This window comes from Allobosea sp. UC22_33, assembly GCF_042700715.1.
Taxonomy (GTDB): domain Bacteria; phylum Pseudomonadota; class Alphaproteobacteria; order Rhizobiales; family Beijerinckiaceae; genus Allobosea.
The window spans coordinates 103,783-130,206 of the sequence record NZ_CP170556.1; the positions used below are offsets into that span (position 1 = coordinate 103,783).

Below are 26,424 nucleotides of genomic sequence, written 5' to 3' on the forward strand. Positions count from 1 at the left end.
CGACAATTTTTAGATTAGCGAAGCAGAACCACTTGTCAAACGGGCGTCTCAATGTAATTTATGTCGACAATAAACGCTTGCCAGGACGGAATGGCGGGCGATCGATGCGAGGGACGGCCCGATATGGCGACATTCAACAACAATGAGCGTCCGGCTCCGGACGGCGTGCTGGTCGATATCGCCGACTACGTGCTGAACTATCGCGTCGAGAGCAGCCTCGCCTACGAGACCGCCCGCAACTGCCTGATCGACACGATGGGCTGCGGCATGGAGGCGCTCGAATACCCCGCCTGCACCAAGCTGCTCGGCCCCGTCGTTCCCGGCACGACCGTGCCGAACGGCGCCCGCGTGCCGGGCACGCCCTATCAGCTCGACCCGATCCAGGCGGCCTTCAATTTCGGCACGATGATCCGCTGGCTCGATTTCAACGATTGCTGGCTCGCGGCCGAATGGGGCCACCCGTCCGACAATCTCGGCGGCATCCTCGCCGTCGCCGACTGGCTGTCGCGCACCGCGGTCGCCGCCGGCAAGGCGCCGCTGACGATGCGCGACGTGCTGACCGCCATGATCAAGGCGCACGAGATCCAGGGCTGCCTGGCGCTGGAGAACGCCTTCAACAAGGTCGGCATCGACCATGTCATCCTGGTCAAGGTCGCCTCGACGGCGGTCGTCGCCGGCATGCTCGGGCTCGACCGCGACGAGATCGTCAACGCGCTCTCGCTCGCCTTCGTCGACGGTCAGGCGCTCAGGACTTATCGCCACGCCCCCAATGCCGGCTCGCGCAAGAGCTGGGCAGCGGGCGACGCCACCAGCCGCGCGGTCAGGCTCGCCCTGATCGCCCGCACCGGCGAGATGGGCTACCCTTCCGCGCTATCGGCCAAGACCTGGGGCTTCTACGACGCCTCGTTCCGCGGCCAGAGCTTCAAGTTCCAGCGCCCCTACGGCTCCTATGTCATGGAGCATGTGCTGTTCAAGATTTCCTACCCGGCCGAGTTCCACTCGCAGACCGCGGTCGAGGCCGCGATGACGCTGCACGATCAGCTCAAGACGATGGGCCGCAGCAGCGACGACATCGCCTCGATCAGGATCAGGACGCACGAGGCCTGCATCCGCATCATCGACAAGCGCGGCCCGCTGCATAATCCCGCCGATCGCGACCACACCATCCAGTACATGGTCGCCGTGCCCTTCATCTTCGGGCGTCTTACCGCCGCCGATTACGAGGACGACGTCGCCGCCGATCCGCGCATCGATGCGCTCCGCGACAAGATCGAATGCGTCGAGGACCCGGCCTTCACCCGCGATTACCACGACCCCGAGAAGCGCTCGATCGCCAACGGCATGACGGTGACGCTGAAGGACGGCACGGTGCTGCCCGAGATCGTGGTCGAGTACCCGATCGGCCACAAGCGCCGCCGCACCGATGGCATCCCGCTGCTGGAGGCCAAGTTCCGCACCAATCTCGCCCGCCGCTTCGTCGAGAAGCGCCAGCGTGAGATTCTCGACGTTTCGCTGGATCAGGCGAAGCTCGAAGCGATGTCGGTCAACGACTACGTCGATCTCTACTGCAGCTGAGCGCCCATGCCCTATCTCGTCGCCTCCGATCTTCCGTCCGAGCCGGCCGGCCAGCGCTTCCGGGCGCTGGTCGAGCGCGGCGGCATCGCGCGGCTCCCCGGCGCCCATAACGGCATGGCCGGGATTCAGGCCAGGATGGCCGGCTTCGAGGGCTTGTATCTGTCGGGCGCGGCGATGACCGCCTCGATGGGCATCCCCGATCTCGGCATGATCACCGTCGACGAGGTCGCCTTCTTCATCCGCCAGATCGCGCGGGCCTCGGGCCTGCCGCTGCTGGTCGATGGCGATACCGGCTATGGCGAGGCGCTCAACGTCATGCACATGGTCCGCGTCTTCGAGGAGGCCGGCGCCGGCGCCGTCCATATCGAGGACCAGCTCCTGCCGAAGAAATGCGGCCATCTCAACGACAAGAAGCTGGCCGACGCCCATGACATGGCGGCCAAGGTCGCAGCTGCCGCCAGGGCGCGCCGCCATCTCTACGTCATCGCCCGCACCGATGCCGCCGCCAGCGAAGGCATGGATGGCGCGGTCGCGCGGGCAAAGCTCTATCTCGAGGCCGGCGCCGATGCGATCTTCCCGGAGGCGCTGACCACGGCCGAGATGTTCCGCGAGTTCGCCCGCCGCATGCCCGGCGTGAAGCTGCTCGCCAACATGACCGAGTTCGGCCGTACGCCCTTCTTCACGGCCGACGAGTTCGAGGCGATGGGCTACCGCATGGTGATCTGGCCGGTATCCTCGCTGCGCGTCGCCAACAAGGCGCAGGAGAAGCTCTACGCCGCGCTTGCCCGCGATGGCGGCACCCATGCGATGGTCGACCAGATGCAGACGCGGGTCGAACTCTACAAGACGATCGGGCTCGCCGATTACGAGGCGCTCGACGCCTCCATCGTCGCGACGATCACGCCGGAAGGCATGCCGCAGCGCGAGCGCAGCGCATGAGGACACGAGGGTGCCGGAACGACCCGGCGCCCGAACCGCAGCTGCGGCAACAGAACGACCAGCCGAAAACGGCGGCGTAACGACAACGGGAGGAGATGGAAGATGCTGAAGCGTTTGACGATGGCCGGCGTTCTAGCCCTGGGGCTCGGCACGGGCGCGGCCCTGGCTGAACCCGCCAAGGTGATGATCCCCGCCAATCCCGGCGGCGGCTGGGACGGGGCCGGGCGCCACACCATGGCGGCCTTCGCCCAGTCCAAGGTCTTCACGGACGGGGCGTCCTTCACCAACAAGGGCGGTGCCGCCGGCACGATCGGCCTCGCCGAATTCGTCCGCACCGCGAAGGGCGACGACAACGCCCTGCTGGTCACCGGCGTCATCATGGTCGGCGGTGTCATCACCAACCAGACGCCGGTCTCGCTCAAGGACACGACGCCGCTGCTGCGCCTGACCAACGAGTACAACGCCATCGCCGTGCCCGCGAACTCGCCGATCAAGACGCCGGCGGACTTCATCGCCGCGCTCAAGGCCGATCCCGGCGCGCTCTCCGTCGGCGGCGGCTCGGCCGGCGGCGCCGACCATGTCATGCTGGCGCTGCTGGCCAAGCATGCCGGCGCGCCTGTCGGCAAGATCAACTTCGTCGCCTTCTCCGGCGGCGAGATCCTGGCCGCGCTCGGCGGCGGCAAGATCAAGGCGGCGATCTCCGGCGCCTCGGAATTCCGCGCCTTCGCCGAATCCGGCCGCATCCGCATCATCGCGACCTCCGGCCCGACGCGGGTCGAGGGTCTGAACGCTCCGACGCTGAAGGAGGCCGGCATTCCGGTCGAGGTCGGCAACTGGCGCGGCTTCGTCGGCGCGCCCGGCATGAGCGACGCCGCCAAGAAGACCTGGCTCGACCGCTTCGCCAAGCTCCACGCCACCAAGGAGTGGAAGGAGACGCTGAAGACGCAGGGCTGGGAGGACGCCTATCTGCCGGGCGACGCCTTCAACGATTTCCTCAAGAGCGAGGAAGCGAACTGGACCAGCGCGCTCAAGGAAGTCGGCATTCTGAAATAGCCTCCGTCGAAGCCGGGCGGCGCGTCATAGTGCGCCGCCCGCCATCCATCGCGAAGGGCGGGCAAGGCAGATGTCGTCGACGAAGACCAATTCCGTAGCGTCAGGCGGCGGACGGCCCTGGTGGCTCGGGCTCGCCATCATGGTCATGGGCGCGCTTTGGCTCAACGGCGCGCGCAGCATCGCCTCGACCACCAACTATGTCGGCGTCGGGCCGGCGGCGATCGTGCTCGCCGTCGGGCTCGGCCTCGTCCTGCTCGGCTTCCTGCTGATCGTGCAGGCGCTGAAGGGACAGCTCGCGCCACCCAGTGAGGACGAGGAAGAGGCGCCGTTCTCGCGCCCCGCCTTCCTGATGGCGCTGGCCGGCGTCGGCGTGCCCTTGCTGACCATCCGCTGGTTCGGTTTTCCCTTCAGCGCGATGCTGGCCTTCACGCTCGTGACCCATGCCTTCGGCTCGCGCCGGACTGCCCTCGATCTCGCGATCGGCGCGCTGATCGCCAGCCTCGCCTGGTTCGGCTTTTCCCGCCTCGGCATCAGCCTTGGCCCATTCTTTCCGCTGCTGGGCTAGAGCATGGACATCCTGAACCAGTTGCTTGGCGGGTTCGCGGTTGCCTTGCAGCCGATGAACCTGTTCTGGGCCTTCATCGGCTGCGGCCTCGGCACGGCGGTCGGCGTCCTGCCCGGCATCGGTCCCGCGCTGACCATCGCGCTGCTCCTGCCCGTCACCGCGCAGGTCAACCCGGCCTCCGCCTTTATCATGTTCGCCGGCATCCTCTACGGCGCGCTCTATGGCGGCTCGACCACCTCGATCCTGCTGAACACGCCGGGCGAGAGCGGCTCGGTGATGACGGCGCTCGAAGGCAACCGCATGGCCCGTCGCGGTCGCGGTGCCGCGGCACTGGCGACGGCCGCGATCGGCTCCTTCGTCGCTGGCACGATCGGCACGCTGGCGTTGACCTTCCTCGCGCCGGCCATTGCCGAGCTCGCCTTCGTCTTCGGCCCCGAGGATTATTTTGCGCTGATGATGCTGTCCTTCACCTCGGTCGCCGTGGTGATGGGGCGCTCGATGGTGCGCGGCTTCGCCGCCCTGTTCTTCGGGCTCGCGCTCGGGACGATCGGCATCGATACCCAGACCGGCCAGACCCGCATGGTCTTCGGCACGCTCGAACTGCTCGACGGCATCTCCTTCACCGTCGTTCTGGTCTCGCTCTTCGCGATCGGCGAGACCCTCTATGTCGCAAGCCGGCACAGCGCCGCGCCGGCCGCGATCAATCCGCTCTCCGGCGGCAGCTGGATGACCAAGCAGGACTGGAAGCGCTCCTGGAAACCCTGGCTGCGCGGCAGCGTCATCGGCTTCCCGATCGGTGCGCTGCCGGCGGGCGGCACGGAAATCCCGACCTTCCTGTCCTATGCACTGGAGCGCCGCCTGACCAAGCATCCGGAGGAGTTCGGGCAGGGCGCGATCGAGGGCGTCGCCGGGCCCGAGGCCGCCAACAACGCGGCGGCGGCCGGCATCCTCGTGCCGCTGCTGACGCTCGGCCTGCCCTCGACGGCGACGGCGGCCGTGCTCCTTGCCGCCTTCCAGAATTACGGGCTCCAGCCTGGCCCGCTGCTCTTCGCGACCAATCCCGACCTACTCTGGGGCCTGATTGCCTCGCTCTATATCGGCAACGTCATCCTGCTGATCCTCAACCTGCCGCTGGTCGGCATCTGGGTCAGGCTGCTGCTGATCCCCCGGCACTACATCTATGGCGGCATCGTCGTCTTCGCGATGGTCGGCGTCTGGGGCCTCTCGACCTCCTGGATGGACCTTGCGCTGATGGGCGGCCTCGGCCTCGTCGGCTATGTCGCGCGGGTCCACGACTTCCCGATCGCGCCGGCCCTGATCGGGCTGATTCTCGGCCCGCAGGCGGAAATCCAGCTTCGGCGCGCGCTCGCCGTCAGCCAGGGCGACTGGAGCGTGCTGGTCGGCACGCCGATCGCGGCGACGCTGCTCGCGATTGCGGCGCTGGTCCTGATCGTGCCGCCTTTGCTCGCCTACCGTCGCCGTCGCGCCGAGGCCGTGGGGCAATCGGCCGCTGCTGCCGGCTGAACCGGGTCAGCGCTTCCCACCGCTCCGCCGCTTGCCCGGCTGGGCGCTCTCGCTTGCGGAGAGCGCAGCCTGCAAGGCGGTGCGCGCCGCACGGATATGACGGCGCATCAAAATCTCGGCGAGTTCGCCATCGCGATGGCTGATCGCTTCGGTGATCCGCATATGCTCGCCCCAGGCCTCGCGGCCTCGCCCCGGCACGGTGGAGTGCAGGCGCCGGCACAGACGCAGGCGCGGATAGAACTGCTCGCAGAGCAGTTCGGCCAGGATCGGGTTGCCGCTGCCCTTGGCAATGCGGCGGTGGAAATCCGCCTCGGGCTCGTCCTGGAGATAGGCGCCCATCGGATTGCGCTCGATCTCGCCGCGATGGCCCCGGACCAGCGCGTCCAGCGCCGCGATCTCGGCCTCGCTCATGCTTTCGGCCGCGAGGCGGGCGGCCATGCCCTCGGTCGCCTCGCGCACGTCGAGCAGGGCGAGGAACTCGGCCGCGCTCGGCTCGGCGACGCGGGCGCCCTGGTTGGCGACGTAGGTGACGAGCCCACGCTCCTGCAGACGCCGGATCGCCTCGCGCACCGGCGCGCGGCTGACGCCGAAACGGCGCGCGATCGCAGGCTCGCTCAACTTGGCGCCGGGCGCGATCTCTCCGGAGACGATGGCGAAGGAGAGATCATCGTAGAGTTTGACGGTGACGCCCACGCTCGCGGGGGGCAAAGTCTCGGCCAGCATCGAGCGGGTGCCTATCTGCTTCTGATCGACGGAGTATAGCGCAGCCGCCGCGATTGCCGAGCCTGTTCATGGCCGCGATCGCGATACGGCAGCCGTTTGACGTCGCCACTTTTTCGCCCTACTCGGGAAACCGACGGTTCCCTCACGGGATCAAAAGGGAACGCGGTGCGGGTGGCGAGCCACCCCATGCCGCGGCTGCCCCCGCAACTGTAAGCGGCGAGCCTTTCGCCATACGCCACTGGGGCCTCGGACCTGGGAAGGCGGTGAAAGGCACAGACCCGCGAGCCAGGAGACCTGCCGTCAGCCGTGGTCACACGCGGACACGTTCGGCCGGGGTGCGCCGATCGCGGATTCGACTGTTCGCCGTCTTTCGAGCGGCTGATGGGAGATCGCGTTCGCGGTGACGTGCCACTGACGTCAACGCCCGAGGTCTCCATCGTGAACGTTTTCTCCCCGGCCGCCGGATGCGGCCGCCTGCTGTTGTCCGCTTCCTGCCTTGCCATCCTGGCCTCCGCTGGCCCGGCTTTTGCCCAGAACGCGCCCGCCACCGTGGCGCTCGACGAGATCGTCGTCAGCGCCACGGGAACGCCGACCCCGGCGCGCGAGATCGCCAGTTCCGTCACGGTGATCACCGCGAAGGAGATCGAGCAGCAGCAGCGCCGCACTCTGCCGCAGGCGCTGGCCGCCGTGCCCGGCCTCAACATCGTGCAGACCGGCGGGCCGGGCGGCCTGACCTCGGTCTTCATGCGCGGCACCAACTCCAACCACGTCAAGAATTCTGATCGACGGCATCGAGGCCAATGATCCCTCGGCGCCGAACCGTGCCTTCGATTTCGGCTCGATGCTGACCGAGGATATCGAACGCATCGAGGTGCTGCGGGGCCCGCAGAGCGGCCTCTACGGCGCCAATGCGATCGGCGGGGTCATCTCGGTGACCACGAAGCGCGGCGAAGGCCCGCCGAAGATGACGGCGCGCGTCGAGGCGGGCTCGCATGGCACATTCAGCCAGTCCGCCGGCTTCAGCGGGGGCGATGCGCGCTTCAACTATGCCTTCAACGCCAGCCATTTCCGGGCCGACGGAACCGAGGTGACGCCGCCGAACCTCGTGCCGCCCGGCCGCCGGATCAATCCGAACATCTTCGACAATTACAGCTATTCGGGGCGCCTCGGCTTCGCGCTGACGGACACGCTGACGCTGAACTGGGTCGGTCGCTACCAGGACGGCCAGCTGCGCTATACCGGCGATACCGGCTTCCCGAGCAAGCCCTCGCCCTATCGCTCCCTGCAAAACTATGCGCAGGCCTTCACCCGTGGCGAAGTGGTCTGGGACCCGCTTAGTGGGCGCTTCGTCAATACCTTCGGCGTCTCCTATTCGCGGCAGGACAGGGGAACGCGCTCGGCGTCCGCGGTAACCGGCCTGCTCGGCCTGCCCAACCAGAGCCTCGGCGAGCGCACCAAGCTCGACTGGCGCGGCAATCTCGAGATCACCAAGGGCCACAACCTGATCGCGGGCCTGCAATATGAGCGCGAGCGGCTCGACACCACGAGCCTGATCGCCTCGAACGGCAACAAGGCCGCCTATCTCGAATACCAGGGCAATATCGAGGATCGCTATTTCCTGGCGGCCAATATTCGCCACGACCATGACGACAGCTATGGCGGCCACACGACCTACCGCGTCGCGCCGGCCGTCATCATTCCCGGCACGCAGACCAAGCTGAAGGCGAGCTACGGCACCGGCTTCAAGGCGCCGACGCTGAGCGAACTCTTCATCGACTACCGCCCCGGCTACAACTTCTTCGGCAACCCGAACCTGAAGCCCGAGGAAAGCCGCGGCTGGGATCTCGGCTTCGAGCAGCCGCTCTTCGACAAGCGCCTGCAACTCGGCGCGACATGGTTCCAGAACGATATCGAGAACCTGATCGTCACCAACACCAGGCGCGATTCCTACGCCAATATCGGCAAGGCCAGGACGAAGGGCGTCGAAGCCTTCGCCGCGCTGGAAATCTCGCCGCAGTTCCGCATCCGCGCCGACTACACCTTCACCCTCGCCAAGGACGAGGTCGCCAGGCAGGAACTGCTGCGCCGGCCGCGCCACAAGGCGAGCATGACCGCGACCTGGACGCCGACCGACAAGCTCAGCCTCTCGGCGACGCTGATCCATATCGGTTCATGGGTCGACGGCAACCGCGACTTCTCGGTCCCGCGCATGCGGGCGAAGGGCGCGACGCTGGTCAATCTCGCCGCCGAATACAAGGCGACCGACAAGGTGACGGTGTTCGGGCGGGTCGATAACCTCTTCGACAAGCGCTGGGAGAATCCGGTCGGCTTCCTCGTGCCGGGCCTCGGCGTCTTCGGCGGTATCAAGGTGGCCATCGGCGGATGACGTTTCCTCGGGTCCTGCGGCTCCTGCGCGGAGCCTGCCTGATCGCCGTCGCGCTCTCGGGCGCGATGGCATCCGGCTCGGCCGCTATGGAGCGGCCCGCACGCATCGTCTCGCTCAACATGTGCACGGACGAACTCGTGCTGCGTCTGGCCGAACCCGCACGCATCGCTTCGGTGACATGGCTGTCGCAGGACCCGCGCAACGCCAATATGGCACAGGTCGCACGCCGTATCCCCGCCAATCACGGCCTCGCCGAAGAGGTGCTGGGCTTCAAACCCGATCTCGTCGTCGCCGGCACTTACACGACCCGCGCCACGGTTTCGCTGCTCGGGCGCGTCGGCGTCGGCGTCAGGGAATTCGGCGTTCCCCGCAATCTCGCGGAGATGAAGACGCAGATCGCCGAGATGGCCGATCTGCTCGGCGAGCCCGCGCGCGGGCAGGCGCTGCTCGCCGAAATCGAACAACGCCTTCAGGCGCTCGCGGCGCGCCGCGTCGACAGGCCGTTGCGGGCGATCGTGCTGCGCCCCAGCGGTTTCACGGTCGGCCGCGGTTCGCTCGTCGACGAAATCCTGACCCGTGCCGGCCTCATCAACATCGCCGCGGAGCTGGGCGTCGAGAGCTACGGCCAGATCGCGCTCGAAACCGTGGCGCTCGGTGGCGCCGAGATCCTGATCCTGAACGAGACCCCGGACGGTCCGCCGTCGCTGGCGCACGAGATCCTGCATCATCCCGTGATCGACCGGCTCGGTGGTCGCCTGAAGCTCGTCGCGCTGCCGTCGCGGCTCTGGACCTGCGCCGGGCCGAGCGTGCTCGACGCGATCGAATTGCTGGTGCGTGCCGTGGAGGAGAAGCGATGACGCCGGATGCTTCACCCGGCTTCAGGCCGGCGCCGCTGCTGGGATCGCTCGCCTTCGCCACTCTGGCGATGACCGCGATCTCCATGGCCGTCGGCTATGCGCCTCTACCGCTCGGCCCGGCGGTGACGGACCTCCTCGCGGGGCAGAAAAGCCTGCCGGCCCTGGTGCTCTATGAACTGCGCCTGCCACGTGCCCTGCTCGGCGCCCTCGTCGGTTTCAGCCTCGGCATGGCCGGCGCGGCGATGCAAGGGCTGCTGCGCAATCCGCTCGCCGAGCCCGGCGTGATCGGCATTTCCAGCGCGGCGGCCTTCGGTGCCGTCCTCGCCTTCTATAGCGGGCTCTCCGCCAGCCTTGCGCTCGCCCTGCCGCTCGGCGGCATCGCGGGAGCGCTCGTGGCAACCGTGATCCTCTTCATCCTGCTCGGCCGCGGCGCGAGCACGACCACGACCACTCTGATCCTCGCGGGCGTGGCGCTCAACAGTTTCGCGGGAGCGGCGACCGCGCTCGCGTTGAACCTCGCGCCCAATCCTTATGCGGCGCTGGAGATCGTGTTCTGGCTGATGGGCTCGCTGGCCGACCGCAGCATGAACCATGTCGCGCTCGCTCTGCCGTTGATGCTGACCGGCTGGCTCCTGCTCGCCTCCACGGCTCCGGCGCTCGATGCGCTCAGCCTGGGCGAGGATACGGCCGCGAGCCTCGGCTTCGATCTCGGCTGGCTCAGGGCACGCTTGATCGGCGGCGCGGCGCTGGCCGTCGGCAGCGCGGTTGCCGTGACCGGTGCGATCGGCTTCGTAGGGCTCGTCGTGCCGCATCTGCTGCGCCCGCTGGTCGGGCATCGGCCGGGCCGGCTGCTCATCGCCAGCGGCTTGGGCGGAGCAATCCTCGTGCTGGCGGCCGATATCGGCGTGCGTCTCATGCCGATCCGGCCGGAACTGAAGCTCGGCGTAGTGATGGCGCTGATCGGCGCGCCCTTCCTCTTCGCGCTGGTGCAGCGCCTGCGCCGGGAGGCCTTGTGATGGCGATCACGGCGTCCGGCATCACTGTTAACCTCGGTGGCAAGCCGATCCTGCAAGAGGTCGGTGCCCAGATCAGGCCCGGCGAAGTTCTGGGCCTGATCGGCCCCAACGGCGCCGGCAAGACCACCTTGCTGCGGGTGTTGGCGGCGCTGCTCGTGCCGGAGCGCGGCAGCGTCGACTATGACGGCGCTTCGGCGCGTGCTCTAGGGCGGGGCACGCTTGCGCGCCGCGTCGCCTTTCTGGCCCAGGGTGGCGAAGCGCCATCGGCTCTCTCCGTCGAAGCCTTGGTCGGGCTCGGCCGCTTGCCGCATCGGCGCCCCTTCGCCGACGCCGGTGATGCCGACCGGGAGGCGATCTGGCGGGCGCTCACGCTCTGCGATGTCGCCGGCTTCGCCGGCCGCGCGGTCGGCACGCTCTCGGGTGGCGAGCGCCGCCGCGTCCTGCTGGCGCGAGCGCTCGCGGTCGAGGCGCCCTATCTCCTCGCGGACGAGCCGCTGGCGGGGCTCGATCCGCAGCATCAGCTCGATACCCTGCAACTGCTGCGCCGGATCAGCGGCGAAGGCACCGGCGTGGTCGTCGTGCTGCACGACCTGACGCTCGCGGCCCGCTTCTGCGACCGGCTACTCCTGCTCGACCACGGCCGGCTGATCGCCGAAGGGGCGCCCGCCGCAGTCCTCGACGACAGCAGGCTCGCGCAGGTCTTCGACATCCAGGCCATACGCGGCTCCCATGCCGGAGAGCCCTTCCTCCTGCCCTGGCGCACCCTCGACAACGGAAAGACCGCTTCATGATCGGAACCGACACGGTGCGCAGCCTTCTGCGCGATCACCTGCTGGACACCGGCAGCCAGTGGAATCTCGGCACCTTCGGCGCCATCGCGGAATTCATGCGCGATCCCGGCGAGCCGTTCGAGACCGTCGATGAACCCGGCCGGCTCTCGGCGACGACGGCCCGCGGCGGCATCGGCTTCGGCGCGCTCGACGGCGTCCGCCTGTACGCATCCGAAAGCGCCGTCGGCAGCGGCTGGAACCATCGCGTCGCGCTCTGCCTGCCGGAGGGCGCCTGCGCGATGAACCGGCGCACCGTCCTGACCGAGCTCGGTCCTGACGCGGGCGCGCTGCGTCCGCAGGATACGGCAGGCATCCTGTTCGACATGGGGCTCGGTACGCTCCAGGTGGATATCTGCATCCGCACCGCCGATCCGGCCTTGATTGCCGCGTTGCGGGCGGAGGCCGGCCGTTCCCTATTCGAGCCCGGCAACGGCGCCATGGGTGCGATCGTCGCGGCCGGCCCGCACCGGGTCTTCATCGCCCGTCTCGGCCGCTGCGAGGTCTACCAGCCGATCCCGCCGGCCGATGGCCGCAGTCCGGAAGGTCCGCATACCCATGTGCTGCCCCAGCTCCTGCGCAGCGGCCGCACCCATGCCGCGACCGAGCCGGTGCCGGAAGGCTTCGTGCCTTGCGCCCATCTCGTTCCGGCGCACCCGCTCAAGGATGGATTGGGCAGACCGCATGCCTTCGATCGCGAGGCCTTCCGGGCGTTCGAAACGCTGGCGGATCGCTTCGGCGAACCCGCCCTGATCGCGCTGAAGCGAAGCGCGCGCGAGGCCATCACTGCGGGCCATGCTCCGGATGTTTTCGAGGCGCCGCGCAGTCGTTTCGGGCGACAGGCACTGCGCGTCTTCCTCAGGCAGGCGGCTTTCGACGGCAGCGACAAGAAGCAGCTGGGCGCATGGTCCGCGGCGTTCGATCAGCGCGAGGCCGAATCCGAGGACGGCACGGCACCCGATCCCTACGGACACTGAAGCGGGAACACGTTGTCCCCGGCTGTCGCAGCCGCTGCCCTAGCGTCGGCCTGCCGCCGATATCGACAGGGCTCGAAACAGGCGCTACCTCGTCTAGGCGGCTAACGGGGGCGGGATTGCAGGATGCGTGGGGCAGGGGCAAGTCTGGCTGGCGCGCTCATTCTCTTCTTCGCCCGCTTCATCACGGCCGTGCGCGGCCGCTGGGCGGGCACCGAGCCCAGCGACGAGCAGCGCATCTATTTCGCCAACCATGCCAGCCATGGCGATTTCGTCCTGATCTGGACGGTGCTGCCGCGGCGCCTGCGTTTCACGACCCGGCCGGTCGCCGGAAGCGACTACTGGCTGAAAGGCGCCTTGCGCCGTTTCATCGGCCGCGACGTCTTCAATGCCGTTCTGATCGATCGCGATCGCGACAGCCGCACCAGCGATCCGATCGCCCAGATGACCGAGGCGCTCGACGCCGGTTCCTCGCTGATCGTCTTCCCCGAGGGCACGCGCAACACCACCGAGGCGCGCCTGCTGCCGTTCAAGAGCGGCCTGTTCCATCTGGCGCAGACCAGGCCGAACGTGGCGCTGGTTCCCGCCTGGATCGACAATCTCAACCGCGTCATGCCCAAGGGCGAGTTCGTGCCGATCCCCCTGATCTGCACGGTGACATTCGGCGCGCCGCTTCGCCTCAGCGAAGGCGAGACCAAGCAGGATTTCCTGGCGCGGACTGAGGCCGCGCTGCTCGCCCTGTCTCCGAAGGCGAACGCGTCATGACGATGCCGCATCCCGATCTGGTGGCCGTGCTCGCCGGCATCCTCGGCGTTCTCGTCCTCGCCTCCACCATCGGCTTCGTGCTGCAGCGCAAGCTCTCGCCCGATGGCTCCAATGCCGTGGTCGAGAACCTGAACGACCGCATCCGGGCCTGGTGGGTCATGGTCGTGCTGATGGGTTTGGCGCTGATCGGCGGCAAGACCGGCGTGACCTTGCTCTTCGGCTTCTGCTCCTTCGCGGCCTTGCGCGAGTTCATCACGCTGACCGATACGCGCCGGGCCGATCACTGGGCGCTGGCCGCGGCCTTCTTCGTCGTGCTGCCGGTGCAGTACTATCTGATCTGGATCGAGTGGTACGGGCTCTATTCGATCTTCATCCCCGTCTACGCTTTCCTGCTGATGCCGATCATCGCCGCGGCGCGCGGCGATACCGAGCATTTCCTCGTGCGCATCGCCGAAGTGCAATGGGCCATGATGATCTGCGTCTTCGCCACCTCGCATGTGCCGGCACTGCTTAGTCTCCAGATTTCCGGCTACGAGGGTCGCAACGTCCTGCTGATCGCCTTCCTCGTCATCGTCGTGCAGATCAGCGACGTCCTGCAATATGTCTGGGGCAAGCTCATCGGGCGCACCAAGATCGCGCCGAAGCTCTCGCCCTCGAAGACGGTCGAGGGCTTCGTCGGCGGCGCGCTCAGCGCCACCGCCGTGGGCGCCGGCCTGTCCTGGATGACGCCGTTCACTGCCCTTCAGGCGGCCTTCCTCGCGCTGGTCATCGTCCTCCTCGGCTTCTTCGGCGGGCTTGTCATGTCGGCGATCAAGCGGGATCGCGGCGTCAAGGACTGGGGCCACCTGATCGCCGGCCATGGCGGCTTCATCGACCGGCTCGAACTCGGTCGTGTTCTCCGCCCCGATCTTCTTCCACCTCGTCCGCTACGGCTGGTCGGCCGTATGATGGCGCGCCTGATGCGAAGCAGCATCGTCCATGTCGGCTTCGCCTTCCTGGCGATGGGGAGCTGGGCGGCCTTCGCCAACCGCGCCCATCCCATGCCGGCGCCACTCCAGGCCGGACTCTTGCAGGGCGCGATCTCGGCCACGATCACGCTGGTCCTGAAGCGCGCGATCGAATATCTCGCCAGCCGCTTCTCGGGCCTGGCCGCCTTGCTGGCGCCGCCGGTGATCGCCGGCCTCGTCTCGGCAAGCCTGCTGACCCTCCTGCACACGCTCAGCGGCACACCCGAAATCGCGAAGACGATCGCCGTGCCTCTTACGGTCGCGACGAGCTATGCCGCACTCTACAATTATTCGCTCTGGCGCATCCGGAAGGCCTGAACCATGGCGCAGGACGAGAACCGCCGCCCGCTCGCCAGCCGTGAGTCCGGCTGGGCCCGCGCCGTCGCCCGCAAGCTGAGCACAGCCTCCGTGACGCCGAACCAGATCTCGATGGCGAGCATGGTCATGGCGGCCATCGCCGGTATCGCTTTCTGGCAGGCTGGCACGGCCACGGGCGGTTCCCGCGTAGCTTTTCTCCTGCTCGCAGCGCTGTTCTGCCAGTTCCGGCTGCTCTGCAATCTCTTCGACGGGATGGTCGCGATCGAAGGTGGCAAGCAGGCGCCCGATGGGCCGTTCTGGAACGAATTCCCGGACCGCGTCGCCGATATCCTGATCCTCGTCGGTACCGGCTATGGCGTCGGCCTGCCGGCCTTGGGCTGGGCGGCGGCGGCCTTCGCCGTGCTGACCGCCTATACCCGCGAGCTCGGCCGCAACTGCGGTCTGCCTGCCGATTTCTCGGGCCCTATGGCCAAGCAGCATCGCATGGCGACAATCACCGCCGCAGCCTTGCTCTCACTGCTGGAGCCGCTCTGGAGCGGCCATAATCAGGTTCTCGCCGGAGCGCTCTGGCTGATCGCGCTCGGCGCCGCGATCACCGCCTGCCGGCGCGCGGCAAACATCGTCAGTCAGTTGCGCGCGCGCTGAAACCTTCGCCTCGTCCATGCGCGCCGGGCTCGGGCATCAGGCCTTAAGCCCCCCGGATATCGTCGGCAGCGGGGTGAAGCTGCTCTTCGAACCACGCGATCAGGGCACGCAGATGCGGTTCGTTCTTCCGGGACGATTTCACGCAGAGATAATAGTCCTTGCCGGAGATCAGCGCGCCGTTCAGCGCATGCTCCAGCCGCCCCTCCGCGATCGCCTGGCGTGCGACGAAATCCGGTAGGAGCGCGATGCCATGCCCGTGGCGGGCCAATTCATAGGCCAGGACATGGTGGGAGCACAGGCGCCACTGCCCGTCGTGGAACGACTGGATCGGAAGGCCCAGGCTCTCGGACAGTCGATGCCAGCGGGCACCGATGGTCGCGGGCGAGGTGTCTGTCGTGATGAGCGGCGCCTTCTGCCCGGCTTCCAGGCGCCGAACCAGCTCCGGCGCCGCGACGGCGACGAGTTCCTCGCGGCGCAGCAGCAGGCTCCAGAACCCGGCCTCCTCCGGCAGAGTCGTGATGAAGGCATCCGCGACCTGATCGGTCAGCGCGGGGTCTTTCGCGTACATCCTGAGGTCGAGCTCGAACTCGGCATGCTTGTGAAGCAGGTCCGACAGGCGGGGGATCATCCAGCCCGGGGCGAAGGAGCTGCACAGGGCGAGCCTGACGGTGCGTCGCCCCGATCCGATGGCCTGCGCGACGGATTCCTCGATCTGCCCGAAAGCGGAACGCAGCGCATCCGCGAGCCGCTGCCCCGTCTCGGTCAATTGCAGCTTGCGCCCGGATTTGACGATCAGCGTCTCCCCGACCTCGGAGGCCAGCTTGGAGAGTTGGTGACTGACGGCACTCTGGGTCACGCCGAGTTCGCGGGCGGCACGGGTCAGCGATTGGTGCTGCGAAACGGCTGAGAACGTTTGCAGGGCGCGGATGCTGTAGCTCTTCGTCGTCATTGGCGTCGCCGATATGCGGTGGCCGGTATCCGCGAGCGGATGTCGTTGAGAACCTTCACGCGTGGTTGCAGGCATGAATTTGATTCAAGTTGTGATTTCAATTTCACATGCGCCCGATTCAACAAAAATTTACTATCATAGAGCTAGTTCTATTTGGAAGGCGGGCGTTCAGAATTATTGAAACCTTCAATCGAAGAAGTACTGTTTGGTTCTGAGGCGGGGGTGCCTCCGACCGACAGGTCTCTGGTCGCCAGGCCGGAGCGTGATCCAGTTCCCTGTCAGATGATGAAGCCTGCCGTTGCGGCAGCGGGATTCCGCTGCCGGTACGGAAACCCCTTGAATCACTCTCCGTTCTCTGGAGCAGCAGCATGCGCCTGCCCGTTAATCTCACCATCAAGCAGACATTTCTATGCATGGCAGGGCTCTTCGCCGCCCTGATCACCGCCATTCTCGGAGCCTGGTATCTTCAGGAGCAGGCGACCGAGGCGCGGGCGGGTGCCTATCGCCAGGCGCATGCATCCTATCTGCTCGCCGACGAATTCCGGCAGAGTTCCGATGATCTGACGCGGCTGGCGCGCACCTTCGCCGTCACCGGCAATCCCCATTACGAACAGCAATATCTCGAAGTCATCGCCATGCGCAGCGGCCAGAAGCCGCGCCCGGTCGAACCGCATCGGATCTACTGGGACCTCGTCCTCGACAATGCCGTGCGGCCGCGCGGCGCGGGCGAGACCAAGGCGCTCCTGACTGCGATGAAGGAAGCCGGCTTCACGGACCGGGAATTCGCCATGCTCGGCGAAGCCAATGCCAAGTCGGACGGCCTCGTCGCCCTCGAAACGCGCGCGATGAACGCCGCCAAAGGCCTGTTCCAGGACGGCAACGGCCAGTACACCGTCAAGAAGGATCGCGATCTCAATCTCGCGCGCGAACTGCTGTTCTCTGCCGATTACGATCGGATGAAGGCCGAGATCTTGAAGCCGGTCGATGCGTTCTTCGGCGTGGTCGAGGCGCGCACCAATCAGCTGTTGGAATCGACCAACGCCACCGTCGACAGGATGGAGTGGGTGCTCAATGCGCTGCTCGGCGCCCTGGTGATGCTGGTGCTTGCGACCGGGGCCCTGATCGTCTCGCGCGTCATCCGGCCGCTTGCTGCGATCCGGACGAGCATCGACGGCCTTTCGAACGGCGAGCTGGAAACCTCGATCCCGCAGACCGGCCGCAGCGATGAGGTCGGCGCCGTCGCCGCAGCCCTGCTGCTGTTCCGCGACAAGCTGGTCCAGATCCGGGCGCTGGAAGCGCAGGAGCGGGCCGAAGCCGCCGCCCGCGCCGCCCGCGCCGACGCGATGTCGCGCGTCGTCTCCGATGTCGGCGAGGTCGTCGCGGCAGCGGCCGATGGCGATTTCTCCGCCCGCTTGCAGATCAACGATGCCGACGAACAGATGCAGAAGCTCGTCGCCGGCATCAACCAGATCAACGCGGTGGTCGACGGCGCCACGACCGAGTTCGTCGCGGTGCTGCGCCGCGTCGCCGACGGCGATCTGACGCAGGACATCGCCACCGCCTATCGCGGCCGCTTCGGCGAACTGAAGACCGCGGTGAACGAGACCGTCGAGCGCCTCTCCTCGACGGTGCGGACGATCCAGCTCACCGCCGCCGATGTCAGCCTCTCCGCCCGCGAGATCGCGACGGGCGCCGACGATCTCTCCAAGCGCACCGAGGAGCAGGCCTCCTCGCTGGAGGAGAGCGCTGCGACGACCGAGGAGCTCGCAGCCTCGGTCAAGGCTTCGGCCCATGGCTCGCGGCAGGCCGCGACCACGGCCGAGGAAGCGATGCGCGCGGCCGAGGACGGCGGCGAGATCGCCGGTCGGGCGGTGCAGGCCATGGCCCGGATCGAGGAGGCCTCGAAGAAGATCTCCGACATCACGCGGGTGATCGACGATATCGCCTTCCAGACCAACTTGCTGGCGCTCAACGCTGCGGTGGAAGCGGCGCGGGCCGGCGATGCCGGCAAGGGCTTCGCGGTGGTGGCGAGCGAGGTGCGCACCCTGGCTCAGCGCTCCGGCGAGGCCGCCAAGGACATCTCGACGCTGATCTCCTCGTCCAATGTCGAGGTCGCCGACGGCGTGAAACTGGTGCGCCAGGCCGGCGACGCGCTGACGCAGATCATGGCCGCTTCTCAGAAGGTCGCCTCGACCATCGCCGATATCTCCTCCGCCGCGGCCGAGCAGGCCAACGGCATCGAGGAGATGAGCCAGACCGTCGCCCATATGGACGAGATGACCCAGCAGAACGCGGCTCTCTCGGAGCAGAGCGCCGCGAGCGCCAATGCGCTGAACCAGCGCATCGGCCAGCTCAACGATCTCGTGGCCGCGTTCAAGACGGGAGCGGACGGCGCCGGCGCGACTAGGGGCCAGGCGGCTGCGCGGGCGCCTGTCGCGAAGCGGCCCGCTGCCGAACCTCAGCGGCTTCAGAAGCTGGCCGAAGTCGCCTTCAGCCCCGCTCCTCGCAAGGTCGCGAATGGCGGCAGGGCCGGCGATTCCGGCTGGGAAGAGTTCTGAGGCAGGCGGCAGTCCTACCGCTCAAGCCTGCAGAAGCGCGATATCACTGCCCCGCCGGCTTTTCGTCGGCGGGGCATTTTGTTGTGGGATGCGTGGCCTCAGATCGACTCGATCAGCAGCTTGCGCGCCGCATCGACCGTGAGCTCGACCGGGTTTCCGCCGGTCGAGGGATCGGCCACGGCGGCCTCGGCAAGTTCGTCGATCCGGTCGGTGCCGACGCCGAGCGCGGCGAGCTTGTCGGGGATGCCGAGATCGGCACGCAGCTTCATGACGAAATCATAGAAGCCGTCGAATCCCCCGGCGATGCCGAGATAGGCGGCGGCCGCGGCGATCTTCTCCTCGATCGCCGGGCGGTTGAAGCGCAGCACCGGCGGCATCACCACCGCATTCGTGGTGCCGTGATGCGTGTGGTAGACGGCACCGACCGGGTGGGAGAGCGAATGGATCGCGCCCAGCCCCTTCTGGAAGGCGACGGCGCCCATCGCGGCGGCAGCCATCATCTGCGTCCGCGCCTCGATATCGCTGCCGTCTGCGTAGGCGCGCGGCAGATAGGTCTTCACCAGACGCATGCCTTCCAGCGCGATGCCCTGGCTCATCGGATGGAAGAACGGCGAGGAATAGGCTTCCAGGCAATGCGCGAAGGCGTCCATGCCGGTTCCGGCCGTAATCGCCTTGGGCATGCCGACGGTCAGCTCGGGGTCGCAGATCGTCACGCCCGGCAGGAATTTCGGGTGGAAGATGATCTTCTTGGTATGGGTCTGCGAATTGGTGATGACCGAGGCGCGCCCGACCTCGGAGCCGGTCCCGGCCGTGGTCGGCACCGCGACGATCGGCGCGATGCCCTCGACCGAGGCGCGCGTCCACCAGTCGCCGACATCCTCGAAATCCCAGACCGGGCGGGTCTGCCCGGCCATGAAGGCCACGCATTTGCCGAGATCGAGGCCGGAGCCGCCGCCGAAGGCGACGACGCCGTCATGCCCGCCCGCCTTGAAGGCGCGCACGCCGTCATCGAGATTGCGGTCGTTCGGGTTGGGATCGACATCGGCAAAGATCGCCCGGCCAAGCCCGCCGGCCTCGATGATGTCGAGTGCGTTGGCGGTGATCGCCATGCTTGCCAGCCCGCGATCGGTGACCAGCAGCGGCCGCTTCATGCCGAGCGCCTTGCAGTGATCGGCCAGTTCCCTGATCCGCCCGGCGCCCAGCTTGACGGCGGTCGGGTAGCTCCAGTTCGCGGTGATCGGCATCAGCCAGCTCTCTTCAGGTGGTAGGATTTCGGACGGGTGAGATTGTGGAAGCCGATGACCGAGAGCGAGCCGCCGCGGCCGGTCTCCTTGACGCCGGTCCAGCACAGGGCCGGGTCGAGATAATCGGCGCGGTTCATGAAGACGGTGCCGGTTTCGATCTCCGCACCCAAACGGGCGGCGCGCTCGGCATCGCCGGTCCAGAGCGAAGCGGTGAGGCCGTATTTGGAATCGTTCATCAGCGCGAGAGCCTCGGCGTCATCGCGCACCTTCATGATGCCGACCGCCGGGCCGAAGGTCTCCTCGCGCATGATCGTCATGGAATGATCGACATCGACCAGGATCTGCGGCGCGAGATAGGCGCCGCCATCGTCCTGCGGGAAGAGTTTTGGGTCGACCAGCGCCCGCGCGCCCTTCGCGGTCGCCTCTGCGATCTGCTCGCGCACGACCTGGGCGGAGCGCTTATGGGCCATCGGCCCGAGCGAGGTTTCGGGGTCGAGCGGGTTGCCGAGCCGGTAGTTCGAGACCCAGGCGACCGATTTCTCGACGAAGGCGTCGTAGAGGTTCTCGTGAACATAGATGCGCTCGATGCCGCAGCAGCATTGCCCGGAATTGAAGGTCGCGCCGTCCATCAGCGTGTCGACGGCCTTGTCGAGATCGGCGTCCTCCATGACATAGCCGGGATCCTTGCCGCCGAGCTCCAGCCCGATCCCGGTGAAGGTGCCCGCCGCCGCGCGCTCGATCGCCTGCCCGCCCGCGACCGAGCCGGTGAAGTTGATGAAGTCGAACTGCTTCTCGGCGATCAGCCGCGACGAGGTCTCATGGTCGAGGAAGACATTGGCGAAAACCTCTTCCGGCACGCCGGCTTCATGAAAGGCGCGCGCCAGCCGCTCGCCGGTGAGCAGCGTCTGGCTGGCATGCTTGAGGATGACCGCATTGCCGGCGATCAGCGCCGGCGCGACCGAGTTGATCGCGGTCATGTAGGGATAGTTCCACGGCGCGATCACGAAGACGACGCCATGCGGCTCCCGCGCGATAAAGCGCTTGAAGGCGGCGCTGTCCTCGATCACGACAGGCGCCAGCGCCTCGCCAGCGATCGAGGCCATGTAGTTCGAGCGCTCGTTGAAGCCCTTGAACTCGCCGCCATATTTCACCGGCCGGCCCATCTGCCAGGCGAGTTCGGTGACGACCTCCTGCCCCATCTCGTTGAGCCGCGCGACGCCCTTCAGCACCAGCGCGATGCGCTCGTCGAGCGGGCGCTTCGCCCAGGCCTTCTGCGCCTTGCGGGCACGGGCGACCACGGTCTTGGCATCGTCGAGGCTTAGGGCCGGCCGCTCGGCATAGACCGAGCCGTCAACCGGCGACACGCATCGGATCATCGTCATCGTCACTATCCGTTTGGCTGAAATGGGCTGGGAGAGGAGAGGGCCGGGTCAGGCGCGTTCAAAACCGCGCTTCACTTCCCAATCGGTGATCCGGCGATCGTATTCCTCCTGCTCCCATTCGGCGGCGCGGACATAATGGTCAATCACGTCGTCGCCGAAGGCCTTGCGCAGCATCGCCGAGCCCTTCAGCGCCACGGTCGCGTCGCGCAGGGTCTTGGGGATTTCGCGGACGCTCCGGTCGCCATAGGCATCGCCGACGAAGGCCTCTTCCAGCTCCATCTTCTTCTCGATGCCGTCGAGGCCGGCCGCGAGCAGCGCCGCCATGGCGAGATAGGGATTGAGGTCGGAGCCGCCGACCCGGCATTCGATGCGGATGCCCTTGGTGCCGGCGCCGCAGAGCCGGTAGCCGGCAGTGCGGTTGTCAGCGCTCCAGACCGCCTTGGTCGGTGCGAAGGTGCCGGCGACGAAGCGCTTGTAGGAGTTGATATAGGGCGCGAGGAAGCCGGTGATGTCGGAAGCGTGCGCGAGCAGGCCTGCCACATAGTTCCGCATCAACGGCGACATGCCGTGCGGCGCCTGCGCATCGAGGAAATGCGGGGTCTTGCCGTCAGCGCTCCAGAGCGACTGGTGGATATGCGAGGAGGAGCCCGCATGCGCGTTGCTCCACTTGGCCAGGAAGGTGATCGACTTGCCCTGTGCCCAGGCGATCTCCTTGCAGGCGTTCTTGATGATGGCGTGCCGGTCTGCCATCGTCAGCGCGTCGGCATAGCGGACATTGATCTCCTCCTGCCCGGCCGAAGCCTCGCCCTTGGAGTTCTCGACCGGGATGCCGGCGCCCTGCAAGCCGTTGCGGATCGCCCGCATCACCGCCTCTTCCTTGGTCGTCTGGAAGATGTGGTAGTCCTCGTTGTAGCTGCTTGCGGTCTTGAGATCGCGATAGCCGCTGGCGCAGGCGTTCTCGTAGCTCTGGTCGAACAGGAAGAACTCGAGCTCGGTCGCCATATAGGCCTTGAGCCCCATGGCCTCGAGCCGCTTGACCTGCTTCTTCAGGATCGCGCGCGGCGAGTGCGGGATGTCATGGCCGTGATGGTCGAACACGTCGCACAGCACCAGCGCGGTGCCTTCGAGCCAGGGCACGCGGCACAAGGTCGAAAGGTCCGGCTTCATCGTATAGTCGCCATAGCCGGCGGCCCAGCTCGTCGCCGCATAGCCGGCTACGGTTTCCATCTCCATGTCGGTGGCGAGCAGGTAATTGCAGCTATGCGTCTCGTGATGCCCGCTTTCGAGGAAGAAGGCGGCATGGAAGCGCTTGCCCATCAGGCGCCCCTGCATGTCGACGAGGCAGGCGAGCACGGTATCGATCCGGCCGGCCGTGACATCCTCTCTCAGGGCGTCGAGCGTGTAGGCTTGCGTCATGCCGGTCATCCATCTGCGATAGGCGATCTTCACACGGGAATGCGCCCGGCGGAATAGCCGGCTCGCATGTCCCCGTGCGGTTTATGCAGGGATCAGACCAGGGCCTGGACCTGGATCTCGACCAGGATGTTATCGGCCGCCAGGCGCGACTCGACGGTGGCACGGGCCGGCGGCTGCGCGGGGTCGACCCAGGCTTCCCAGGCGGCGTTCATCTCGTTGAAATTCGCGATGTCCTTCAGCCAGATATTGGCGACGGCGATGCGGGTCTTGTCGGTGCCGGCCATCGCGAGATAGCCGTCGATCTGCTTGAGAATATCGGCCGTCTGCTCGCGCACGCCGCCGCTGCGATCGGCCGCTGTCAGGCCCGAAAGAAAGGCGAAGCCGTTGGCGACGAGCACCTTGCTCAGCCGTCCGGTCACTTCGTGGCGCGTGATCATGGTCTGTCCTCCGGGGAATGATGCCGACGACGGCCGGCGGGGCAGGGAATTCGCTCTCAGCCTTCCGCCATCAGGGCGGCGGCGCGCTCTCCGACCATCATGGCCGGCGCGTTGATGTTGCCGGACGGAATCGTCGGGAAGATCGAGGCGTCGACGACGCGCAAGCCTTCGATGCCATGCACCCGCAATTTGGCATCGACGACGGCCTCGCTCGCGTCAGGCCCCATCCGGCAGGTCCCGCAGGGGTGGAACACCGAGTAGGCGTTGGCGCGGATGGCGGCGACATGCGCCTCCTCATCGACCGCCTCCGGCCCCGGGCGGATCGCGGTGTCGATCACAGCCGAGAGCGTCGGCGTCGCCGCGAGGCGATGCAGGAAGCGCGCGCCCTCCAGCAGGATGCGCAGGTCCTCGGGATCGGAGAGGTAGTTCGGCGCGATCTCCGGCGCGACCTGCGGATCGGGCGAGCGGATTGCGACACGGCCGCGGCTCAAGGGTCGGCAGGGCGAGACGCTGAGGCTGAAGCCGGGGAACGGGTCGGGCTTCATCAGAGCGCGCACGCCCGGCACGGCGCGCTCATAGCTCAGCGGCGAGAAGTAGAGCTGCATGTCCGGCCGCGTCAGCTCCGGCCGGGTGCGGTAGAAGCCGCCGCCCTGGTTGACGCTGAGCGACAGCGGCCCGCGCCGCCGCAGCAGGTAGTTCGCGGCCATGCCGATCCGGGCCGGCCAGGACAGCAGCGCGTCGTTTAGGCTCGGCCGCTTCGAGCGATAGACATGGTCGTAGCAGAGATGGTCCTGCAGGTTGCGGCCGACCGCGGGCTGGTCGAGCAGCGGTGTGATGTCATGTTGCTTCAGGAGTTCCGCCGAGCCGATGCCGGAGAGCTGCAGCAATTGCGGCGAGTTGAACGCCCCGCCGGAAAGGACGACCTCCCGCCGGGCGCGGAAGCGCAGGGTCTCGCCGCCTCGCGTGGCCTCGACGCCGATAGCGCGCCGCCCGTCGAACAGGATGCGCGTCACCTGCAAGTCGGTTTCGAGCTTCAAGCGCCCGCGCCGCCGTGCCGGATGCAGGAAGGCGCGCGCCGCCGATTCACGACGGCCGCCACGCGTGGTGATCTGGTAGAAGCCGGCGCCCTCGCTGGTCGCGGCGTTCAGGTCCGGGTTGAAGCGCAGGCCCGCTTCGCCGGCCGCCCTGACGAAAAGCGGGGTTAGCGGGTGGACTTCAGCGGCGACGTTCTCGACATGGAGCGGCCCCCCGGCGCCATGCCAGAGGGAGGCGCCCAGCGCGTGGTCCTCCATGCGTCTATAGGCGGCAAGCACCTCGGCCCAGCCCCAGCCGGGATTGCCGAGCCGCTTCCACTCGTCGAAATCCTCGGCCTGGCCGCGGGCATAGACCATCGCGTTGATTGCGCTGGAGCCCCCGACGACCTTGCCGCGCGGCTGGTAGATTTCCCGTCCGTCCAGTCCGGTTTGCGGTGTGGTCCGGTACATCCAGTTCATCCGGCGATGGTAGAAGGTCTTGCCGTATCCGATCGGCAGATGGACCCAGGGGCTGAGATCGCGCGGACCTGCTTCGATCACCAGGATCGAGCCGTGGCCCGCTTCCGCAAGCCGCCCGGCCAGCACGCAGCCGGCCGAGCCCGCACCGACGATGATCACGTCCCATTCCGTCAAGATGCTCTCACCCAGCCAGCCCACCACGATTCCTAGGCAGAATTGGGCTTCCCGCTAAGGGCCATTCCCGCCGAAGCACCAGTCCATTCGCGGGCCGCCATGAGGTCGTCGATGGCGCGGCGCAGGTCGAGCACGCCGGCCTTGATCTCAGCCGATGTGAATCCGCTGAAGCCGAGCACGAGCCCGTCCCGCGCCGCGGGTTCGAGGCAGAAGCGGCTGATCGGCGCGACCGTGACGCCACGCCGGGCTGCGGCCTGCGTCAGAGCGACGGCGTCGAGCCCGTCGCGGAGATAGGCGATGGTGTGCATGCCGGTCTGGGTCGGCACGACCTCCAGATCGGGCGCCAGATGCTCGCGCGCTGCGTCCTCCAGTGCCTGATAGCGCTCCTGGTAGAGCTTGCGCATGCGGCGCACATGCGTCGCGAAATGCCCCTCGACGATGAAATCGGCGACGATGCCTTGCAGCGCCGTCGGCACGCCCGGCGAGAAGGCTTCGAGGCAGATGCCGATCTGCTCAACGAGATGTGGAGGGGCGACGAGGAAACCGAGCCGCAGCGACGGGAACAGCGTCTTCGAGAAGGTCCCGACATAGATCACCCGGCCGCTGCGATCGATGCTGGTCAGCGTCGCCATCGGCGCGCCCTGGAAGCAGAACTCGCCGTCCCAATCGTCCTCGATGATCCAGGCACCACTCGCCTCGGCTGCTTCCAGCAGGGCGAGGCGCCGCTCCAGGCTCATCTTGGCGCCGAGCGGCTGCTGATGCGCCGGCGTCACGAAGGCGAGCCGGAATTCGGGTGCGCGGCGCAGGCCCTCCTCGACGATGAGCCCGGCCTCATCGACCGGGACGGGCACGATCTCGACGCCCGACTGGATCATGCTGTTGCGCGCGCCGATCGCGCCGGGGTCCTCGAACCAGACCTTGTCGCTGGGGTCGAGCAGCGTCGCGGCGATGAGCTGGAAGGCCTGCTGCGCGCCGGCCACCACGAAGACCTGCTGCCATTCGCAGGCGATGCCGCGATTGAGCCTGAGATGCGCGGCGATGGCCTGGCGCAAGGTTCGCTCGCCATGCGGATCGGGATAGCCGAGCACCTGATGGCGCGTCTTGCGCCAGTGCTTGCCCGAAAGCCTCGCCCATTGCGCCATCGGGAAGGCGTCGAAGGCTGGCATCGCCGTGGTGAAGGCGCGGGGCTGATGCGGCAGGCGCGTGCCGAACAGCTTTGACGCGGTGTTCATCGCCTGCGCCAGCTTGACCCGCGCTGTCGGCGCGGCGACCGCCGCGGCGGCCGGAGCGGGGCGCTCGTTCGCCAGCGCCTGGCTGACATAGGTGCCGGAGCCGACGCGGGTCTCGATCAGCCCTTCGGCGGCGAGGCGCTCGAAGCTCTCGACGATGGTGGTGCGGGCGACCCTGAATTCCTGCGCCAGCGTGCGCGTCGCCGGCAGCCGCTCGCCGACCTTGAGCGTGCCGCCGAGGATCAACTCGCGCAGGCCCGCGCAGATCTGCACGCTGAGCCCATGCTCGCCCTCGCGGTCGAGCACGATCGACTGGAGCAGGGCGCCTTCCTCGCGTTTGACCATGGCGCCTCGTTCGAGAGTGGACT

The 26,424-nt window shown here is 67.4% G+C and carries 23 protein-coding genes, 1 pseudogene and 1 riboswitch; of the genes and pseudogenes, 16 read left to right on the forward strand and 8 right to left on the reverse strand.

Translation table 11 applies throughout. The features are described from left to right. Window positions 1–123 precede the first annotated feature (123 nt). The 5 genes from ACFJGT_RS00495 (at window position 124) to ACFJGT_RS00515 (ending at window position 5,656) form a co-directional block, all read left to right on the forward strand. Window positions 124–1,575, forward strand: coding sequence for a bifunctional 2-methylcitrate dehydratase/aconitate hydratase (locus ACFJGT_RS00495; protein WP_377844735.1), 1,452 nt, complete (start codon window positions 124–126; stop codon window positions 1,573–1,575). Window positions 1,576–1,581: 6 nt separating this feature from the next. Beyond that, window positions 1,582–2,514 carry a methylisocitrate lyase gene (prpB, locus tag ACFJGT_RS00500; RefSeq protein WP_377844737.1) on the forward strand — a complete coding sequence of 311 codons (933 nt, stop codon included), beginning with the start codon at window positions 1,582–1,584 and terminating at the stop codon, window positions 2,512–2,514. A 102-nt stretch (window positions 2,515–2,616) separates the two neighbouring features. Next, a complete protein-coding gene (locus ACFJGT_RS00505) occupies window positions 2,617–3,567 on the forward strand; it encodes a Bug family tripartite tricarboxylate transporter substrate binding protein (RefSeq protein WP_377844739.1) in 951 nt (316 codons plus the stop codon). A 70-nt stretch (window positions 3,568–3,637) separates the two neighbouring features. Next, window positions 3,638–4,132, forward strand: coding sequence for a tripartite tricarboxylate transporter TctB family protein (locus ACFJGT_RS00510; RefSeq protein WP_377844741.1), 495 nt, complete (start codon window positions 3,638–3,640; stop codon window positions 4,130–4,132). Window positions 4,133–4,135: 3 nt separating this feature from the next. Next, window positions 4,136–5,656, forward strand: coding sequence for a tripartite tricarboxylate transporter permease (locus ACFJGT_RS00515; RefSeq protein ID WP_377844743.1), 1,521 nt, complete (start codon window positions 4,136–4,138; stop codon window positions 5,654–5,656). A 6-nt stretch (window positions 5,657–5,662) separates the two neighbouring features. On the opposite strand, the gene ACFJGT_RS00520 is transcribed toward ACFJGT_RS00515, so the two are convergent. Beyond that, window positions 5,663–6,379, reverse strand: a complete 717-nt coding sequence (locus ACFJGT_RS00520) for a GntR family transcriptional regulator (RefSeq protein ID WP_377844746.1) — start codon at window positions 6,377–6,379, stop codon at window positions 5,663–5,665. Window positions 6,380–6,496: 117 nt separating this feature from the next. Beyond that, a riboswitch (cobalamin riboswitch) is annotated at window positions 6,497–6,696 on the forward strand. Window positions 6,697–6,817: 121 nt separating this feature from the next. On the opposite strand from ACFJGT_RS00520, the gene ACFJGT_RS00525 reads away from it, so the two are divergent. From ACFJGT_RS00525 to ACFJGT_RS00570, 10 genes and pseudogenes are all read left to right on the forward strand, one after another. Next, window positions 6,818–7,183, forward strand: coding sequence for a TonB-dependent receptor plug domain-containing protein (locus tag ACFJGT_RS00525; protein WP_377844748.1), 366 nt, complete (start codon window positions 6,818–6,820; stop codon window positions 7,181–7,183). Beyond that, a complete protein-coding gene (locus ACFJGT_RS00530; protein WP_377848887.1) occupies window positions 7,170–8,765 on the forward strand; it encodes a TonB-dependent receptor plug domain-containing protein in 1,596 nt (531 codons plus the stop codon). The genes ACFJGT_RS00525 and ACFJGT_RS00530 overlap by 14 nt, the downstream gene beginning before the upstream one ends. Then, on the forward strand, window positions 8,762–9,622 hold the full coding sequence (locus ACFJGT_RS00535) for an ABC transporter substrate-binding protein (protein ID WP_377844750.1): 861 nt from the start codon (window positions 8,762–8,764) through the stop codon (window positions 9,620–9,622). Before ACFJGT_RS00530 ends, ACFJGT_RS00535 begins: the two co-directional genes overlap by 4 nt. After that, on the forward strand, window positions 9,619–10,638 hold the full coding sequence (locus ACFJGT_RS00540; RefSeq protein WP_377844753.1) for a FecCD family ABC transporter permease: 1,020 nt from the start codon (window positions 9,619–9,621) through the stop codon (window positions 10,636–10,638). Before ACFJGT_RS00535 ends, ACFJGT_RS00540 begins: the two co-directional genes overlap by 4 nt. After that, the gene (locus ACFJGT_RS00545; RefSeq protein WP_377844756.1) at window positions 10,638–11,429 is read left to right on the forward strand and encodes an ABC transporter ATP-binding protein; all 792 of its coding nucleotides are present in this window, start codon (window positions 10,638–10,640) and stop codon (window positions 11,427–11,429) included. Before ACFJGT_RS00540 ends, ACFJGT_RS00545 begins: the two co-directional genes overlap by 1 nt. Then, on the forward strand, window positions 11,426–12,442 hold the full coding sequence (locus ACFJGT_RS00550; protein ID WP_377844758.1) for a DUF6925 family protein: 1,017 nt from the start codon (window positions 11,426–11,428) through the stop codon (window positions 12,440–12,442). Before ACFJGT_RS00545 ends, ACFJGT_RS00550 begins: the two co-directional genes overlap by 4 nt. A gap of 123 nt (window positions 12,443–12,565) precedes the next feature. Continuing rightward, window positions 12,566–13,204, forward strand: coding sequence for a lysophospholipid acyltransferase family protein (locus ACFJGT_RS00555; protein ID WP_377844760.1), 639 nt, complete (start codon window positions 12,566–12,568; stop codon window positions 13,202–13,204). Next, window positions 13,201–14,152 (forward strand): annotated as a pseudogene (locus tag ACFJGT_RS00560) (phosphatidate cytidylyltransferase). The gene ACFJGT_RS00555 and the pseudogene ACFJGT_RS00560 overlap by 4 nt, the downstream one beginning before the upstream one ends. Next, window positions 14,149–14,529: a hypothetical protein gene (locus ACFJGT_RS00565; RefSeq protein WP_377844762.1), complete on the forward strand. Its 381-nt coding sequence runs from the start codon at window positions 14,149–14,151 to the stop codon at window positions 14,527–14,529. The pseudogene ACFJGT_RS00560 and the gene ACFJGT_RS00565 overlap by 4 nt, the downstream one beginning before the upstream one ends. A 3-nt stretch (window positions 14,530–14,532) precedes the next feature. Next, the gene (locus tag ACFJGT_RS00570; RefSeq protein WP_377844764.1) at window positions 14,533–15,174 is read left to right on the forward strand and encodes a CDP-alcohol phosphatidyltransferase family protein; all 642 of its coding nucleotides are present in this window, start codon (window positions 14,533–14,535) and stop codon (window positions 15,172–15,174) included. A 43-nt stretch (window positions 15,175–15,217) separates the two neighbouring features. Here ACFJGT_RS00570 and ACFJGT_RS00575 read toward each other — a convergent pair whose 3' ends face one another. Next, a complete protein-coding gene (locus ACFJGT_RS00575; protein WP_377844766.1) occupies window positions 15,218–16,123 on the reverse strand; it encodes a LysR family transcriptional regulator in 906 nt (301 codons plus the stop codon). A gap of 368 nt (window positions 16,124–16,491) precedes the next feature. Here ACFJGT_RS00575 and ACFJGT_RS00580 point away from each other — a divergent pair, with 368 nt between their 5' ends. Then, window positions 16,492–18,681 carry a methyl-accepting chemotaxis protein gene (locus ACFJGT_RS00580; RefSeq protein WP_377844769.1) on the forward strand — a complete coding sequence of 730 codons (2,190 nt, stop codon included), beginning with the start codon at window positions 16,492–16,494 and terminating at the stop codon, window positions 18,679–18,681. Window positions 18,682–18,779: 98 nt separating this feature from the next. On the opposite strand, the gene ACFJGT_RS00585 is transcribed toward ACFJGT_RS00580, so the two are convergent. The 6 genes from ACFJGT_RS00585 to ACFJGT_RS00610 form a co-directional block, all read right to left on the reverse strand. After that, the gene (locus ACFJGT_RS00585; RefSeq protein WP_377844771.1) at window positions 18,780–19,925 is read right to left on the reverse strand and encodes an iron-containing alcohol dehydrogenase; all 1,146 of its coding nucleotides are present in this window, start codon (window positions 19,923–19,925) and stop codon (window positions 18,780–18,782) included. Then, window positions 19,925–21,307: an aldehyde dehydrogenase family protein gene (locus ACFJGT_RS00590; RefSeq protein ID WP_377844773.1), complete on the reverse strand. Its 1,383-nt coding sequence runs from the start codon at window positions 21,305–21,307 to the stop codon at window positions 19,925–19,927. Before ACFJGT_RS00590 ends, ACFJGT_RS00585 begins: the two co-directional genes overlap by 1 nt. Window positions 21,308–21,355: 48 nt before the next feature. Then, entirely contained in the window at window positions 21,356–22,723 is a 1,368-nt protein-coding gene (locus ACFJGT_RS00595) for a glutamine synthetase family protein (RefSeq protein WP_377844775.1), read from the reverse strand. Between the two features lie 92 nt (window positions 22,724–22,815). Continuing rightward, the gene (locus ACFJGT_RS00600; protein ID WP_377844777.1) at window positions 22,816–23,160 is read right to left on the reverse strand and encodes a RidA family protein; all 345 of its coding nucleotides are present in this window, start codon (window positions 23,158–23,160) and stop codon (window positions 22,816–22,818) included. 56 nt (window positions 23,161–23,216) lie between these two features. Further along, on the reverse strand, window positions 23,217–24,851 hold the full coding sequence (locus ACFJGT_RS00605; RefSeq protein WP_377844779.1) for a GMC family oxidoreductase: 1,635 nt from the start codon (window positions 24,849–24,851) through the stop codon (window positions 23,217–23,219). A gap of 8 nt (window positions 24,852–24,859) precedes the next feature. Continuing rightward, complete coding sequence (locus tag ACFJGT_RS00610) at window positions 24,860–26,401, reverse strand: PLP-dependent aminotransferase family protein (RefSeq protein WP_377844781.1); 1,542 nt, start codon at window positions 26,399–26,401, stop codon at window positions 24,860–24,862. Between the last annotated feature and the right edge of the window lie 23 nt (window positions 26,402–26,424).

What these genes read in the sequence shown, in the direction of transcription:
- ACFJGT_RS00495 (WP_377844735.1), top strand. Translation starts at nt 124, where the DNA reads ATGGCGACATTCAACAACAATGAGCGTCCGGCTCCGGACGGCGTGCTG.
- prpB (WP_377844737.1), top strand. Translation starts at nt 1,582, where the DNA reads ATGCCCTATCTCGTCGCCTCCGATCTTCCGTCCGAGCCGGCCGGCCAG.
- ACFJGT_RS00505 (WP_377844739.1), top strand. Translation starts at nt 2,617, where the DNA reads ATGCTGAAGCGTTTGACGATGGCCGGCGTTCTAGCCCTGGGGCTCGGC.
- ACFJGT_RS00510 (WP_377844741.1), top strand. Translation starts at nt 3,638, where the DNA reads ATGTCGTCGACGAAGACCAATTCCGTAGCGTCAGGCGGCGGACGGCCC.
- ACFJGT_RS00515 (WP_377844743.1), top strand. Translation starts at nt 4,136, where the DNA reads ATGGACATCCTGAACCAGTTGCTTGGCGGGTTCGCGGTTGCCTTGCAG.
- ACFJGT_RS00520 (WP_377844746.1), bottom strand. Translation starts at nt 6,379, where the DNA reads ATGCTGGCCGAGACTTTGCCCCCCGCGAGCGTGGGCGTCACCGTCAAA.
- ACFJGT_RS00535 (WP_377844750.1), top strand. Translation starts at nt 8,762, where the DNA reads ATGACGTTTCCTCGGGTCCTGCGGCTCCTGCGCGGAGCCTGCCTGATC.
- ACFJGT_RS00540 (WP_377844753.1), top strand. Translation starts at nt 9,619, where the DNA reads ATGACGCCGGATGCTTCACCCGGCTTCAGGCCGGCGCCGCTGCTGGGA.
- ACFJGT_RS00545 (WP_377844756.1), top strand. Translation starts at nt 10,638, where the DNA reads ATGGCGATCACGGCGTCCGGCATCACTGTTAACCTCGGTGGCAAGCCG.
- ACFJGT_RS00550 (WP_377844758.1), top strand. Translation starts at nt 11,426, where the DNA reads ATGATCGGAACCGACACGGTGCGCAGCCTTCTGCGCGATCACCTGCTG.
- ACFJGT_RS00555 (WP_377844760.1), top strand. Translation starts at nt 12,566, where the DNA reads ATGCGTGGGGCAGGGGCAAGTCTGGCTGGCGCGCTCATTCTCTTCTTC.
- ACFJGT_RS00565 (WP_377844762.1), top strand. Translation starts at nt 14,149, where the DNA reads ATGATGGCGCGCCTGATGCGAAGCAGCATCGTCCATGTCGGCTTCGCC.
- ACFJGT_RS00570 (WP_377844764.1), top strand. Translation starts at nt 14,533, where the DNA reads ATGGCGCAGGACGAGAACCGCCGCCCGCTCGCCAGCCGTGAGTCCGGC.
- ACFJGT_RS00575 (WP_377844766.1), bottom strand. Translation starts at nt 16,123, where the DNA reads ATGACGACGAAGAGCTACAGCATCCGCGCCCTGCAAACGTTCTCAGCC.
- ACFJGT_RS00580 (WP_377844769.1), top strand. Translation starts at nt 16,492, where the DNA reads ATGCGCCTGCCCGTTAATCTCACCATCAAGCAGACATTTCTATGCATG.
- ACFJGT_RS00585 (WP_377844771.1), bottom strand. Translation starts at nt 19,925, where the DNA reads ATGCCGATCACCGCGAACTGGAGCTACCCGACCGCCGTCAAGCTGGGC.
- ACFJGT_RS00590 (WP_377844773.1), bottom strand. Translation starts at nt 21,307, where the DNA reads ATGACGATGATCCGATGCGTGTCGCCGGTTGACGGCTCGGTCTATGCC.
- ACFJGT_RS00595 (WP_377844775.1), bottom strand. Translation starts at nt 22,723, where the DNA reads ATGACGCAAGCCTACACGCTCGACGCCCTGAGAGAGGATGTCACGGCC.
- ACFJGT_RS00600 (WP_377844777.1), bottom strand. Translation starts at nt 23,160, where the DNA reads ATGATCACGCGCCACGAAGTGACCGGACGGCTGAGCAAGGTGCTCGTC.
- ACFJGT_RS00610 (WP_377844781.1), bottom strand. Translation starts at nt 26,401, where the DNA reads ATGGTCAAACGCGAGGAAGGCGCCCTGCTCCAGTCGATCGTGCTCGAC.